The organism is Psychrobacter immobilis (assembly GCF_904846285.1).
GTDB lineage: Bacteria > Pseudomonadota > Gammaproteobacteria > Pseudomonadales > Moraxellaceae > Psychrobacter > Psychrobacter immobilis_D.
Genome location: NZ_CAJHAD010000009.1, coordinates 26,877 through 41,546, shown reverse-complemented (window position 1 = coordinate 41,546; position 14,670 = coordinate 26,877). Strand labels below are relative to the sequence as shown.

The following is a 14,670-nucleotide window of genomic DNA, read 5'->3' as shown; positions in this document are numbered from 1 at the left end:
ATATCTTTTATATGTAAAAACTCAATAAAAAACGCTATGTTTATAGGTGGTTCTTAAAAACTTATCTTATAAATATTTTGCTCAACCTTTTGGACTGCTATGATTACACCAAAATCGCAACCTCGACGCAAAGGTCGTCTTGCACGCTCTTACTCCAACACTTGGCTGACCACTTTAATGGTGGCGTTTATTGTCATTATCAGTGTTGGGGTGTCGATTTTGTTTTTTTGGCGTAGCCTATATTTACCCGAGCTTAAAAATCATGCGCGCTATCTGACCAGCGAATTACGCTTGATGCACAGCGTCAATCAAGACTGGAAACATGACCCTGCTGTGCGGCAATGGATTTATCAGCACTCACATGTGGTGGTGGTCAATAATCCCAGCGATTTCCCGACCATAGAAGATAAAGCCTTTGTTGGCGTGTTCACTGATGTATTGCAACGTGAAATTGGCGCACAATTGGGTCGTCCAGTAGAGGTTTATTTTAAGTTTAAACCGACGCCGCAGCTGTGGGTGCAAGACAGCCGTGATACCAGCTTTTGGGTTCGCGAACCGGTGGTATACTACTCGCAATATAGCCCAGCGCTATTATGGTTATTTTTAGTAGGTCTGCCTATTTTGACCTTGCTAACCATTATTTTGTTAGCACGCCAATTAAATCGTCCTTTGAGGTATTTGCAGCGCGCGGCGACCAACTATATTCGCTTGGGTAATGCCACTACCCTACCCACCCATAACGGGCCGACTGAAATACGCCAAGTTAATATGGCCTTTAACCGCTTATTTACCACCCTCAATCAAGCACAAAAAGAGCGGACGATTATGCTAGCAGGTATCTCGCATGATTTGCGCACTCCGTTAACCCGTATGCGTTTGACCGCTGAGATGCTACCTGATGATTTTTTTCGTGAAGGTTTGATTTATGATATCGAAGATATGGACGCCATTTTAGAGCAGTTTATCTCATTTATGAAAGACGGCTCCGATGAGCCGGTACGCTTGACCAATTTAGATACCATCTTTAATGAAATAATGGTGCAATTTGCGCCGCTGGAATTTATTTACCAGTCCGAATGTCACAAAATGGTTCCTATCCGGCCGATGTCTATTAAGCGTCTGGTTATCAATTTGGTTAATAATGCCAAGCGTTATGGCAAAGCACCGATTTATTTATCAGCGACTGTCGTACCGACCTTTATAGAAAAATTGGTGGTAGAAGAGAGCGATGTGGTGACTGAAAACGAGGTCAATAGAGAAGCAAAAGAGCAGTTGGTGATATGTGTACGAGACTGTGGTGATGGGGTCGCAGAAGACCAGTTAGAGCGCGTCATGCAACCGTTTGAGCGTGGCGAATCAGCCCGTACCACGCAAGGTAGTGGTTTAGGTCTGGCGATTGTCGACCGTATCGCGCGCTTGCATCATGGAACAGTTGAAGCGATTAATCATCCAGATGGCGGACTACAAGTTTGTGTCCGTATCCCACTCATCTCTAAAGTTGCAGGTGAGCCTTCATTGGATATTGGCAGCGATAACTCATCTATCGCTGCTGATAGTATTAATAATCCTTAAATAATAACGAATAGCAGACAAGACCAAATTCGGGCTATTAACTATTAGTGATTATAAGGATTAGAAAACTCTATTTCCTAGTACCAATGACAGGCGGAATATACTCAGCACTATTGGTAAAGGCTAAAGGTTGAGTTATTTCATCCTGCGCGGCCTTTAGCGTCTCAGTGCTGGTCGGCTGTTGTAAAAATAAATAATAACCGAGCGCTGCTGCGTTCAATACTACCAAACCACCAAATAAATACGGCATCCTTTGCTATCCTCTATTATTAAGCTGATTTCAATAAATTCAACAAACCATCAATACTCATTTAACCATCATCATAAAAAAAGACTAAGCATCAAAATCACGGGCGCTTTTCTCTTGGGTAATCTCATCGGCGGCAAGGACTTGGGTCAAAGGTTTAATTGGCCAAGTCATAACAAATCGTGCGCCGCCAAGCTCACGGCTCTCATCCACTTTCATATTACCATTAAACCAAAAGGCAATACGCGACACAATAGACAACCCTAAACCATAGCCACCTGAGGCTCGGGTGCGACTATCGTCCAAGCGTGAAAATGGAATAAAGACTTTTTCACGATCGGCTTCAGGTATACCATGACCGTCATCTTCAACACTGACAAAGGCATTGCCCTTTCTGATCCCAGCACTAATGATAATGGTACTCTCAGCATAGCGTAAGGCATTACCGGCTAAATTCTGAATCACCCGATGCAGATAACGTCTGTCGGCAATCGCTGTTACTTTAGCGTTGGGCAAGTTAGTCACTATCTTGATAGGTTTGCCTAAGGCATTGGTCTCACGCTCGATTTGCTCAAGCAATTCACGCAGATTTACTGGCTCCAAATCTAGTTTTGGCGAGCCCTCTTCAAGCTTGGCGTAAGTTAACATCTCATCAATCAAACCATTCAACGCTTCGATATCTTCATCAATATAATCGCGCTGCATAAAGCGTGAGTCTTCATCATCAGTATCGGCCAGCATGTCGACCGCAAAACGAATACGCGCCACCGGTGTACGCAGCTCATGCGATACCGCCCGCGTCAGCTCGCGTTGCGATTCTATTAATCGCTTAATATGCGCCGTCATCGCATTGAAGGTCGCGGATAAACGCGCAATTTCATCTTGCCCGATAACCTGTACGTTAATATCAAGATTGCCTTTACTAACCTCGTTAACACCCACTTGAATCAGTTGCAATTTGCGTTCGAGCGGGAAAATAAGCGCATAAACACCCAAGCTGATTAAAAACATACTGATCAAAATCATACTAATAATCAAATTCAGCGGGAACCAATTAAACAGCGGCACCGGACCAATTAAAATCGCCATATCATTTATTTCAGAGGGCACAACGACCGTAATCGACGAGTTGCTCTTACTGGTATTGGTATCTTGTAATAAGATGACCACCTCATCGCGGCGCAAACGTGCCATCTGATCAGGATCTAAATTGAGCGTATTGACTGCTCTAAACTCTAAAGGAAAAGCAAATTTCTCTTCTAACTGCGCCAAACGCGACCGTTTATCGGATAAGGTTGCATGATAAGATAAATCATCGAGTAAAAATACAGCTATCGCCCGTACTTGCTGCTCAGTCACTTGGGTGATACGCGCTGTTAAAACATTTTGATTGTCTGGTAAGCGATAATAGACATCGGCATAAACCGGTTGGTCAATATAGCGAACGACGGTATTACCTTTCTCAAAACGACGCAGCTCACTGGCATTAAAATCTATTTTATCAATCGGTACAATACTGAATTCTGCACCAAACAAACTACTAGCGTCAGACAACCAATACTCACGCTGCGATTCACTCTCTTGGTGAGCAATGCCTTCACTGACGATATGAAATGCACCCGTTGCCATGTTTTCACGGTAAGACTGGACGCGTTCTTTATTAATGGTATCCATCAATAACTGGGCAAATAATGCCACGCACAAACAGACGATTAAGAGTCCGGCATAAATACGAACAAATATACTGTGTTTAAGAGAAGAAACTAATGACATACGTGCCGTGACCAACCTAATAAAGAAAAAAGATTAATAAATGCTAAATATTTGCTGCACTATTTATATGAGACTCATTTAATTTACAGCGATAATTATCGCTCAATTAAACCACATAACGCAGCATTTAAGTTCAAAAATTAAAATTTAAACCATAAAAAACCAGCATTCAGCTGGTTTTTTATAAGAAACTTATGCAGACTAAATATTTGCATCCACTACAAAATATTAATTGCCTTCTTTAACGAACAAATAACCTTTACTACGGACGGTTTTGATACGTTTAGGGTTTTCTGGATCATCACCGATTTTTGGACGAATACGTGAGATACGTACGTCAATCGAGCGATCTTGACCGTCATATTCGATACCACGTAGACGCTCAAAGATATCTTCACGTGACAAGATACGACCAGCGTTAGAGGCTAGTAACCATAACAAATCGTATTCCGCACTGGTAAAATCAACCAGCTCATCGCCAAGGTTGACTGAACGCCCACCGTTATCGATAACCAACTCGCCGAATTCTAAACGCTGTGGCACGTCTTCAGATGGCGCGTTTTCTGAGCGACGTAATAACGCACGAATACGCGCAAGCAATACGCGTGGCTGCGCAGGTTTGGCAACATAATCATCAGCGCCCATTTCAAGACCCAATACTTGATCCATATCTTCTGTACGCGCAGTCAACATCAAAATCGGGTTATGGAAATGTGGACGAACTTCACGGCAAACCGTCAGCCCATCACTACCAGGAAGCATGACATCAAGTACGACCAAATCTGGTTGTTCGCTGACAATACGGCGAATGGCACGATTACCATCCGTTTCAATAGCTACTTCTAAACCATTCTTGACCAAATAATCTTGGGTCAACATAGCCAGACGCTCGTCGTCCTCAACAATCAAGATTCGGGGGGTGTTGTCTTCGTCATTCGTTGTCATTGTTATATCCTCTAATACATCTAATTTAAAAACAGTAAAAGTAAGAGCGGTAAATTAATAGCACCGTAACTTAATCGATCCGTAAGCTAATACAATCGATGTTTGTATAGCTGTTACAAACTTGGTAGCACAGTATACTATTAAACACACAGCTTCCTATACTATAGCTTATAGTTGGTAACAAAACCTATAAACTACCTCCATTAAAACGTTAGTTTGCGTCCAAAAATTATACCCTTTATCATCATAAAAGGGCATAAGATAAATTTTATATAATAATAGTGGTTCTCTTATAGCCTAACAATGAGGTCAAAAATCAGCAAAGTAAAAATACAAGAAAACCTGATTGGGTTTGACCCCTAAAAACGTACTTTCTAATCCCTAATATAACCATATATCACGGTTGTCGCTAGTGACTTTTCTAGCATTTAATAAAAATTGGTTTAGTTATGGATAAATGCTTAATAACCTAATAGCTTTTCAGATAGTTAATGTTTGGTTTGTAATAAATATAAAGCGTTAATTGCTAAAACGCTAGCTATTAACAAAGTAGCTATTGGAAGAACAGCCATAAAAAAACAGCCCATGATGGACTGTTTTTTTATGGCTGTCGCAAGAATTAAAGAAAGACGTTAACCTTTGCTACAAAGCATAAGACTAAGCACGGTTTTTGTACTTACGGATAGTCTGGAGCTGGGCGACTGATTCCGCCAATGATGCCAAGGCAGCATTGGTTTGTACAGTATCAGATTGGTTGACCAGCATCTGCTCAGCTTTTTTACGTGCTTCAACGATTTTACTTTCGTCAAGATTGTGCGCACGCATGGCGGTATCAGCAAGTACAGTGACCATTTTCGGTTGTACTTCTAATACGCCACCTGATACATAAATCACTTCTTCTGCACCATCTGGCGTCTGCACACGCATTGCGCCAGGCTTCAGCAAAGTAATAAGCGGGGTGTGACCTGGCAATATACCAATCTCGCCTTCGGTACCACTAGCTATTAACATGCTAATTTCGCCTGAATACAACTCTTCACGAGCACTTACGACGCGACATTGTAATGTTGCCATACTTAATTCCTTACTATTAAAGCGCGATCAAAACTGCGATGCATTACTGAAGAGTAGATATAAGGTTTATATTATACCTACTCGTTAGTTAATACGAATACAACTTACGCTGCAGAAGCCTTCATTTTTTCAGCTTTAGCAACGACTTCGTCGATGCCACCAGCCATGTAGAAGGCTTGCTCTGGTAAGCTATCATACTCACCAGCGATGATTGCTTTAAAGCTAGCAATTGTATCGCGTAGTGGTACATATTTACCAGGTGCACCCGTAAAGACTTCAGCAACGTGGAATGGCTGAGACAAGAAGCGCTGAATCTTACGAGCGCGATAAACGACTAGTTTATCTTCTTCTGATAACTCATCCATACCCAAAATGGCGATGATGTCTTTTAGCTCTTTGTAGCGCTGTAGAACTTCCTGAACACCACGAGCAACGTTGTAATGCTCTTCACCGATAACCAATGGATCTAGCTGACGCGAAGTAGAATCTAGTGGATCAACCGCAGGATAAATACCTTGTGATGCGATATCACGACTTAGTACCACAGTCGCATCCAAGTGAGCAAAAGTAGTAGCAGGTGATGGATCCGTCAAATCATCCGCAGGTACATATACCGCTTGAACTGATGTGATAGAACCTGACTGCGTTGACGTAATACGCTCTTGGAGCATACCCATCTCTTCAGCTAGTGTTGGCTGATAACCAACGGCTGATGGCATACGACCAAGCAGTGCTGATACTTCAGTACCGGCTAGTGTATAACGATAGATATTATCAACAAATAGCAATACGTCACGACCTTTGCCAGTGGCAGGATCTTTAGTATCACGGAAGTACTCAGCCATAGTCAAACCAGACAGCGCAACACGTAAACGGTTACCCGGTGGCTCATTCATCTGACCATATACCATCGCAACTTTAGATTTGCTAAAGTCTTCAGTGTTTACAACGCCAGCTTCTTGCATTTCGTGATAGAAGTCATTTCCTTCACGCGTACGCTCACCAACACCAGCAAATACAGATAGACCTTCGTGCTTAAGCGCGATGTTGTTGATCAATTCCATCATGTTGACGGTTTTACCAACACCAGCACCACCAAACAGACCAACTTTACCACCTTTAGCAAACGGGCAAAGTAAATCGATGACTTTAATACCCGTCTCTAAAAGTTCAGTACTGTTTGATTGTTCTGCGTAGCTTGGCGCTTCGCGGTGAATTGACCAGCGCTCAGAGGCTTCTACTGGACCTTCTTCATCGATAGGACGACCAAGAACATCCATGATACGACCTAGCGTACCGATACCGACCGGCACAGAAATTGGCCCGCCAGTATTAGTAACCGGTAGGTTACGCTTGAGTCCTTCAGTAGAACCCATAGCAATCGTACGTACGATGCCATCACCCAGCTGTTGCTGTACTTCTAAAGTAGTTTCGGTGCCATCAACTAGCAAAGCATCAAAAATCTTAGGTACTTCGTTACGGTTAAACTCAACGTCAAGAACCGCGCCAATAATCTGTACAATACGACCGCTACTCATTGCGTTCTCCTGGAAATTCTGTATATAGTGGGTTTTATAAAGGGTTTCAATTATGAAACAGCAGCAGCACCGCCAACGATTTCCGAGATTTCTCGGGTAATCGCCGCTTGACGCAGCTTGTTATAAACCAACTGTAAATCGTTAATTAGGTCGCCAGCATTATCTGTCGCCGCTTTCATCGCAACCATACGTGAGGACTGCTCAGAGGCAATGTTTTCCATTACCGCTTGATAGACGATAGACTCAATATAACGCCCTAGCAACTCATCAATCAATGTTTTGATATCAGGCTCGTAGATATAATCCCAGCTCAGTTCTGTTTGAATGCCGCTTTCTTCTTCGCCAAACGCACTTTCTGGTAAAGGCACCAACTGATTGACCGTTGGCTGTTGCGTCATTGCATTGACGAACTTATTATAAACCACATAGATGCGGTCTATTTTACCGTTAGTATAATCATCAAGCATCGCTTGAACCGGCGAGTTTATCTGCTCAAAAGTAGGTTTATCACCATAATCAGTCACTGCGGCAGTGACCTTGCCACCAAAGTTTTTAAAGAAACTGACACCTTTAGAACCAATTACGGCAAATTCAGCTTGTACAGACTGGTTTTGGTATTGCTGGATATTCTTTGTTAATGCTTTAAATAAATTAATATTTAAACCACCCGCTAGACCACGGTCAGATGTGATGACGATATAGCCAACTCTATTGACTGGACGGCTTACCATATACGGATGTTTATAATCGGATGAGGCATGCACCAAATGCGAAATAACCCGGCGCATACTATCAGCATACGGGCGACCCACTTCCATGCGCTCTTGGGCACGGCGCATTTTACTTGCTGCTACCATTTGCATAGCGCGAGTAATTTTCTGGGTGCTTTGAATACTGGTGACTTTGGCACGTATTTCTTTTAAGTTTGCCATAATGATTCCAATATAAGAGGGTTAAAAAGCATTGGCGCATGCAACAATATTTTAATATCAAACAGTATTTTTATTAACAATATTTCGATATATCAATATCTTATGGCATGACGCAACCATAGACCATGAGTTGTGACTAAAGTGGCGCTGCTGTATTAATAAAAGCTTATCAGACAACGCGCCACTTCATGAACTCTAAAACCAAAGCCACAACAAAACTGGCTTAACCCGTTAAATTAATAACTGTGATTTTGTTTAAAGGTCTCTAAAGAGGACTTTAAACGACCTGCGATATCATCGTTATAATTTGCAGTGTCATCAATCTCTTTCATTAAGTCAGCTTGCTCATCATGCATATAGCGTAAGTAAGCTTCTTCAAAAGAACCGATTTTTTCAACAGGAACGTCTGCTAAAAAGCCTTCGTTTGACGCATAGATAACAGCGGCTTGCTCAGAGATAGACATTGGCTGATATTGTTTCTGTTTCATCAATTCAGTCACACGCTCACCATGATCAAGCTGTTCACGAGTTGCATCATCAAGGTCTGATGCAAACTGAGCAAATGCAGCAAGTTCACGATACTGAGCTAGAGCGGTACGGATACCACCAGACAGTTTCTTAATAATCTTAGTCTGAGCAGCACCACCAACACGCGATACCGAAATACCAGCGTTCACAGCCGGACGGATACCTGAGTTAAATAGGCTTGATTCTAAGAAAATCTGACCATCAGTAATTGAAATCACGTTGGTTGGTACGAATGCAGATACGTCACCGGCTTGGGTTTCAATGATAGGTAGCGCGGTTAAAGAACCCGTTTTACCAACCACTTCACCATTGGTGAATTTTTCTACATACGCCGCGTTTACACGTGAGGCACGCTCAAGTAAACGTGAGTGCAAATAGAATACGTCACCAGGATAAGCTTCACGACCTGGCGGACGACGTAGCAATAGTGAAATCTGACGATAAGCAACCGCTTGTTTTGATAAATCATCAAAAACAATCAGCGCATCTTCGCCGCGGTCACGGAAGTATTCGCCCATCGTACAACCTGAGTACGGTGCTATATACTGTAGTGCTGCTGGCTCTGACGCTGAAGCGACGACTACCGTCGTATATTCTAATGCACCAGTTTGCTCAAGTTTACGTACAACGTTGGCGATGGTAGAACGTTTCTGACCGATAGCCACGTAAACACACTTAATGCCAGAAGCTTTCTGAGCAATGATCGCATCGATAGCCATGGCGGTTTTACCCGTCTGACGGTCACCAATGATAAGCTCACGCTGACCACGACCGATTGGAATCATGGTATCAACAGATTTATAACCAGTCATTACTGGTTGATCAACTGACTGACGATCAATAACGCCTGGGGCGATTTTCTCGACTTTGTCAGTCATTTTTGCATTGATAGGACCTTTGCCATCAATAGGGTTACCTAAAGCATCAACAACGCGACCTAGCAACTCAGGACCTACCGGAACTTCAAGGATACGACCAGTACAATAGGCTTTTTGACCTTCTTGTAGTTTTAGGAAGTCACCCAGTACTACTGCGCCAACCGAATCACGCTCTAAGTTAAGCGCCATTCCGTAGACTTCACCTTCAAACTCAATCATTTCGCCGTACATGGCATCTTCAAGACCATGAATCTGCACGATACCGTCAGATACTTTGACAATCGTGCCTTCATTCTTTGCAGTTGCACCCGCATCAAGGTCTTGAATGCGCTGCTTAATCAGGTTACTGATTTCCGCTGGATTCAATTGTTGCATTGCCTTGTTTCCTTTAATTTATGATAACCCGCCACTGACGTAAATGCTCTTATATCACGCATGCTCGATAAGCTACGTTGACGATTGGCATTAGGCCGTTAGCTGTGTTTTTAACTGTTGTAACTTGCCGCGCATCGAGTCATCAATGACTTTGTCACCGACTTTGATCGTAACGCCTGCCAAGAGACTTGGATCCACCGATTCATGAATCACTACGCTCGCATTGAGCGAAGCAGCAAGACGCGCTTGCAGCGTATCACGCTGGGCATCGGTTAATGGATAAGCAGAGGTCACATAAGCGTCAAGCTGCTTTAAGCTTACTGCCTTATGACGGCGATAATGCTCATAAACTTCAGGAAGCAGCGCCAGACGCTCTTGCTCTGATAACTGTTTAACGAAGTTACTAAATGCTACTGATACTTTTGGATAGCTGGCGTTGCTGTCTTGACGAGCCCCTTGGGTCTCACCTAATAACTGCTTAAAAGCAGAATCATTCGCGCTAGCTACTTGTGTATCATAAAGATCGACCAAAGCAGCTGACTTATGCTCAGCAGAAACAGCTGGATTGTCTAGCCAAGTACTGAACGACTTGTCATTGACAACGGTAGAGGCAATAAATAGGAAGTTTTCCCAGTCATTTACTACCCCGTTTTCATTGGCATAGTCAAACGCGGCTTTAGCGTATGGTCGTGCTAAGGTTGATAAGTCAGCCATGTTATCCTCACAATTACAGCTTCGCCGCCAGCTGATTTAACATACTGGCATGTTTTTGCACATCGACTGTGTCTTGCAAAATCTTTTCAGCACCAAGGACAGCCAGTTCGGCTACTTGGGCACGCAATGATTCACGCGCTTGATTGATTTCTTGGTCGATTGCCGCTTGTGCTTGTTGACGAATGCGCTCGCCTTCCGCTTGGGCTTGCGTTTTAGCATCTTCAACAAGTTGATTGGCGCTTTTGTTCGCTTGCTCAATTAGAGCAGCAGCTTTGGTCTTAGCCAGATTAAGCTCCTGCTGTACATCTTGCTCCGCGGTGGCCAAATCTGCTTTTGCTTTTTCTGCGGCGTTTAAGCCTTCAGCAATTTTACGCTGACGGTCATTAATTGCGCCGATAAGTGGTGGCCACACGAATTTCATGCAGAACATCACAAAGATTGCAAAAGCAATGGCTTGACCGATGAGGGTAGAATTGATATTCACGTGATCACCTCTTTGTTAATGAAAAATCAGTTTCATTGATCATATTTGATAGCCAAACTTTGGCTATGGTTAACATACAAACTTTGACTACCAAACATTTACAACTGAGCTTTCTGATTAACCTGCTAGAGGGTTAGCGAACAACAATAGCATAGCAATACCAACACCGATCATCGGAATAGCATCAAGAAGACCTGCTACGATGAACATACGAGTTTGCAACTGTGAACCAAGTTCTGGCTGACGTGCAACACCTTCTAGGAATTTACCACCTAGAATAGCAAAACCAATACCTGTACCTAGCGCACCTAAACCGATAAGTAGTGCTACTGCGATAACTGTGTAACCACCTAATACTGGATCCATGGATGTATCCTCATTTACCTATTGAATGTCTAATTAATGTTCAGTTGATGATGCAAGTGACATATAAACTATCGTCAGCATCATAAATACGAACGCTTGAAGTGTAATAATTAAGATGTGGAAAATAGCCCACGGTACTGATAACGCCCATTGAATCCAAAACGGCATTAGGGCAATCAGTATGAAAATCAACTCACCAGCATACATGTTACCGAATAGTCGTAAACCTAAAGAGATAGGCTTGGCTATCAAAGTAACAAACTCTAAGATAAAGTTGATGGGTATTAAAATAATTTGTACGATAGGATTTTTGGCACTAAACGGATGCAGTGTCAGCTCGCCAACAAAGCCGCCTAGACCTTTTTCTTTGATACTATAAAACAGAATCAATATAAAGACAGAAAAAGACATGCCAAGCGTGATATTAGGATCCGTGGTTGGCACGATCTTAAAGAACACATGATGTGGATCATGTCCCATCATTGCGCCGATTTGGCCAGCAAGCATAGGAATAAAGTCGACGGGTAGTAAATCCATCAAGTTCATTAAGAATATCCAAACAAAGATAGTCAACGCCAAAGGCGCAATCAGCTTTGAGGTACCACTATACGAATCACGAACGTTGTTATCCACGAACTCAACGATCATCTCAACCGCGGCTTGGAGTTTACCCGGCACGCCTGAAGTGACTTTTCTAGCGACCATCCAGAAGATGGCGCAGAAAACAATGCCTAGACCAATTGACCAAAGCATAGAATCAAGGTGGATTGCTTTAAAGCCCATTGCACTAGCTTCTTCAGCAGTATAGGCAACTTTCCAACCTTCGCCCGGCAGATAGCCGTACGTCCAGTTCGTTAAGTGGTGAGAGATATAGTCTGTTGTTGTTTGCTCGCCTGCCATAATGTCAGCTTCTTATTAATCAACGATTTAATCAACTACCAAAAATATGGTTGTCATCTGATGAGATTTAGCCTGTCTATCTGCCTTGCAATAAAGCAGGTAAATGAATCACGCTAACACGCTCATGTAACCAATAACATCCAACCCATAACTATCTAATTAAACTATTATTACTCATTAACCAAACTGAATAACAAAAATGTATTACCAATGCTTTATCACTGCTACTCAATACGATAGCGTGGATAAATTTTAGCTATCAAAAAAGGGCTTATGATGATTCAGTAATAGCCCTTGCATGTGTACGCAAAAATGTCATATAGGTGTTTGCTTATATCGTTTTATCACGATAAACGCTTAATACAGCGCTTGTCAGCAAGATATTTAGCTGCCTATATTAATGCAGCGTGGTATTCGTGTAAAGTCAATTATGACTTTTTTATTTAGTGTATAAATACGTTAAACGCTGTTAACGTGAGCTTACATAGCTTTGCGTCTATAATACTATCTAGATAATCTGCTTATATTTAATAACCCTGTTTAGATAAGGGGTTAGTAACCACAATTATTTGACGCTTTACGCTGATATAAACGCTGTATTCATAGTTTTTATTATAAAAACGATTTTTAGTCGTTTTATGATGTATAACAATAATCGTAGAGAAGCTGGACCGCAGGATGACAAACTAACGTTATTTATAATGCTGATGATTAAAATGATAATCGTCTATAAATACTAGCGTATATGCCACAACATCCAACTGTGACTAATCTGCATTACCATAAAACCGATAAATAGCGCAGGCGCTGATAGAGGTTGTATGGTAATAAAAATTAGGGCAAAACCAAATACAGTCAATAGCCATTTGGCCATCTGACCACGATATAGCTGGCTAACAACATGTAAGCGCGCGCGATATCCGCTGTACCAAAAGATAAAAAATGCAAATATAGCTTGAGTAGCAAAACTTAGTAGCGCACCGATAGCGGTGCTTTTAGCTACAGTAAGCTTACTATGCAACCAAATAGCATCTATGACCCAAGCAATAATAATAAGGATAAACAATATCCATGCTTGGCGTTTAAGATAGATGCCAATTTTATCTTTTTGCGTGCGTTTGGCAGGCTTGGTCATTGATATTCCTATAGCCCTATAACGTGGGGATAATGTAGCATACTTGCGACACTGTTATCCGCGAGCGGCTCACCATATAGGCATTATCTTTTAACCAAAATAAAACGCCCTTATTATAAGGAGCTAGCCGCTTTTAAGCAAGTAGAATATGCCTTTTATCAAGCATTTACTTGTTTTGCGGCGAAAACTCTTCTACAGAGTGAATAAAGTGTTGCTAATACCTCATAAAATCGTGTTTTACCTAATAATTTACCGATAATCCTTAAGGAGTTTCGCTGCATGCTTTGTTTAATAGCGTTTTTTTAACAGCTTTTTCAAACTTCATTATGTAAGTAACTATAAGTTATTCATTGAAAAGTTTATGCGATACATTGGCGAATTTGCTGTGCCATTGACTGCCAACCGCTGACAAAGTCTTTACTGTTGCTCATATCTTCCGCTTGCACCGTGCTTTTAACGGGTTGTAATTTCGCCAATAAACCTTTTGCAGGCTTACTTGGACTGACCAAACACATTTGCTTGGCTGGGCGCTGCTCATGTAGCCAGCGTAGTTGACTGGCTTTCGGCGCTAAATGATGATCGGTACTTAAGCTGCCAATCAACTGTAACTTAGCGCTGTTTTCCATATACTGATAAGCATCGTGATAGGCCCAATACGGCAAAGGTTTTTGCGCGTGGTTTGCATTGGCTGCGGCCACTGCCCTATTCATGCGCTGAGCAAATTTTTGCGCATTGGCATGATAAAGCGCTTTATATTGCGGATTGGCATGACTGTGAATGACGGCAAGCGCACGGGTAATGGCTTTTGCGTTTTCAGGATCGAGCCAAATATGCGGGTCAAGCGTGCCAGCGAGTGGTTTACCTTTAATATCACGGAGCGGATGACGTTTAAAAGCATCAAACTTAAATAAAGCAATCGAGTTGGGCGCGCTATTTAGAGTGCTGGCCAAGTTATTCTCTAAGGGTTCACCAAACCAGACCACAAACTTACTGTCCTGAATCGCTTTGATATCGCCCGGGCTGATACTACCATGATGTCCCACCTCCCCTGCTTGCAATAATTGCTTGGCAGATGGCGCACCTTCTGTGACCGCTTGGCTTAATAAAAACAGAGGATAATTACTCACACTGACCGTTGCTGCTTGCGCGCTCATCATTAACGAGCCAAATATAATGACGCCTGTCGCTAATAAGCGCTGTAAGCCCATC

General features: G+C 42.4%; 14 protein-coding genes. 1 reads left to right on the top strand and 13 read right to left on the bottom strand.

Translation table 11 applies throughout. The features are described from left to right. Positions 1-99: 99 nt before the first annotated feature. The gene (locus tag JMX13_RS07215; protein ID WP_201611575.1) at positions 100-1,572 is read left to right on the top strand and encodes an ATP-binding protein; all 1,473 of its coding nucleotides are present in this window, start codon (positions 100-102) and stop codon (positions 1,570-1,572) included. Between the two features lie 70 nt (positions 1,573-1,642). On the opposite strand, the gene JMX13_RS07210 is transcribed toward JMX13_RS07215, so the two are convergent. The 13 genes from JMX13_RS07210 to JMX13_RS07150 form a co-directional block, all read right to left on the bottom strand. Beyond that, entirely contained in the window at positions 1,643-1,822 is a 180-nt protein-coding gene (locus tag JMX13_RS07210; protein WP_201611573.1) for a hypothetical protein, read from the bottom strand. 84 nt (positions 1,823-1,906) lie between these two features. After that, positions 1,907-3,592, bottom strand: coding sequence for an ATP-binding protein (locus JMX13_RS07205; RefSeq protein WP_201611571.1), 1,686 nt, complete (start codon positions 3,590-3,592; stop codon positions 1,907-1,909). A gap of 228 nt (positions 3,593-3,820) precedes the next feature. Continuing rightward, a complete protein-coding gene (locus JMX13_RS07200) occupies positions 3,821-4,537 on the bottom strand; it encodes a response regulator (RefSeq protein WP_201545925.1) in 717 nt (238 codons plus the stop codon). 657 nt (positions 4,538-5,194) lie between these two features. Next, complete coding sequence (locus JMX13_RS07195; protein WP_079692816.1) at positions 5,195-5,611, bottom strand: F0F1 ATP synthase subunit epsilon; 417 nt, start codon at positions 5,609-5,611, stop codon at positions 5,195-5,197. A 104-nt stretch (positions 5,612-5,715) separates the two neighbouring features. Beyond that, positions 5,716-7,149, bottom strand: coding sequence for a F0F1 ATP synthase subunit beta (gene atpD / locus JMX13_RS07190; RefSeq protein ID WP_201611569.1), 1,434 nt, complete (start codon positions 7,147-7,149; stop codon positions 5,716-5,718). A 50-nt stretch (positions 7,150-7,199) separates the two neighbouring features. After that, on the bottom strand, positions 7,200-8,081 hold the full coding sequence (gene atpG / locus JMX13_RS07185) for a F0F1 ATP synthase subunit gamma (protein ID WP_201545921.1): 882 nt from the start codon (positions 8,079-8,081) through the stop codon (positions 7,200-7,202). Between the two features lie 236 nt (positions 8,082-8,317). After that, positions 8,318-9,862, bottom strand: coding sequence for a F0F1 ATP synthase subunit alpha (atpA, locus tag JMX13_RS07180; RefSeq protein WP_079692819.1), 1,545 nt, complete (start codon positions 9,860-9,862; stop codon positions 8,318-8,320). Between the two features lie 90 nt (positions 9,863-9,952). Continuing rightward, positions 9,953-10,576, bottom strand: a complete 624-nt coding sequence (locus tag JMX13_RS07175; RefSeq protein ID WP_201611567.1) for a F0F1 ATP synthase subunit delta — start codon at positions 10,574-10,576, stop codon at positions 9,953-9,955. Positions 10,577-10,589: 13 nt separating this feature from the next. Beyond that, on the bottom strand, positions 10,590-11,060 hold the full coding sequence (locus JMX13_RS07170) for a F0F1 ATP synthase subunit B (RefSeq protein ID WP_079692821.1): 471 nt from the start codon (positions 11,058-11,060) through the stop codon (positions 10,590-10,592). 117 nt (positions 11,061-11,177) lie between these two features. Next, positions 11,178-11,426 (bottom strand): F0F1 ATP synthase subunit C, encoded by a 249-nt coding sequence (gene atpE, locus JMX13_RS07165; RefSeq protein WP_010197960.1) that lies wholly within the window; start codon positions 11,424-11,426, stop codon positions 11,178-11,180. 33 nt (positions 11,427-11,459) lie between these two features. Beyond that, positions 11,460-12,326 (bottom strand): F0F1 ATP synthase subunit A, encoded by an 867-nt coding sequence (gene atpB, locus JMX13_RS07160; RefSeq protein ID WP_183621017.1) that lies wholly within the window; start codon positions 12,324-12,326, stop codon positions 11,460-11,462. Between the two features lie 736 nt (positions 12,327-13,062). Beyond that, positions 13,063-13,461: an ATP synthase subunit I gene (locus tag JMX13_RS07155; protein WP_201611565.1), complete on the bottom strand. Its 399-nt coding sequence runs from the start codon at positions 13,459-13,461 to the stop codon at positions 13,063-13,065. Positions 13,462-13,820: 359 nt separating this feature from the next. Continuing rightward, on the bottom strand, positions 13,821-14,669 hold the full coding sequence (locus tag JMX13_RS07150; protein WP_413786307.1) for a metal ABC transporter solute-binding protein, Zn/Mn family: 849 nt from the start codon (positions 14,667-14,669) through the stop codon (positions 13,821-13,823). Position 14,670 lies beyond the last annotated feature (1 nt).

Excerpts from the sequence above, each read along its gene's own strand:
- JMX13_RS07215 (WP_201611575.1), top strand. The coding sequence starts at position 100 with ATGATTACACCAAAATCGCAACCTCGACGCAAAGGTCGTCTTGCACGC.
- JMX13_RS07210 (WP_201611573.1), bottom strand. The coding sequence starts at position 1,822 with ATGCCGTATTTATTTGGTGGTTTGGTAGTATTGAACGCAGCAGCGCTC.
- JMX13_RS07205 (WP_201611571.1), bottom strand. The coding sequence starts at position 3,592 with ATGTCATTAGTTTCTTCTCTTAAACACAGTATATTTGTTCGTATTTAT.
- JMX13_RS07200 (WP_201545925.1), bottom strand. The coding sequence starts at position 4,537 with ATGACAACGAATGACGAAGACAACACCCCCCGAATCTTGATTGTTGAG.
- JMX13_RS07195 (WP_079692816.1), bottom strand. The coding sequence starts at position 5,611 with ATGGCAACATTACAATGTCGCGTCGTAAGTGCTCGTGAAGAGTTGTAT.
- atpD (WP_201611569.1), bottom strand. The coding sequence starts at position 7,149 with ATGAGTAGCGGTCGTATTGTACAGATTATTGGCGCGGTTCTTGACGTT.
- atpG (WP_201545921.1), bottom strand. The coding sequence starts at position 8,081 with ATGGCAAACTTAAAAGAAATACGTGCCAAAGTCACCAGTATTCAAAGC.
- atpA (WP_079692819.1), bottom strand. The coding sequence starts at position 9,862 with ATGCAACAATTGAATCCAGCGGAAATCAGTAACCTGATTAAGCAGCGC.
- JMX13_RS07175 (WP_201611567.1), bottom strand. The coding sequence starts at position 10,576 with ATGGCTGACTTATCAACCTTAGCACGACCATACGCTAAAGCCGCGTTT.
- atpE (WP_010197960.1), bottom strand. The coding sequence starts at position 11,426 with ATGGATCCAGTATTAGGTGGTTACACAGTTATCGCAGTAGCACTACTT.
- atpB (WP_183621017.1), bottom strand. The coding sequence starts at position 12,326 with ATGGCAGGCGAGCAAACAACAACAGACTATATCTCTCACCACTTAACG.
- JMX13_RS07155 (WP_201611565.1), bottom strand. The coding sequence starts at position 13,461 with ATGACCAAGCCTGCCAAACGCACGCAAAAAGATAAAATTGGCATCTAT.
- JMX13_RS07150 (WP_413786307.1), bottom strand. The coding sequence starts at position 14,669 with ATGGGCTTACAGCGCTTATTAGCGACAGGCGTCATTATATTTGGCTCG.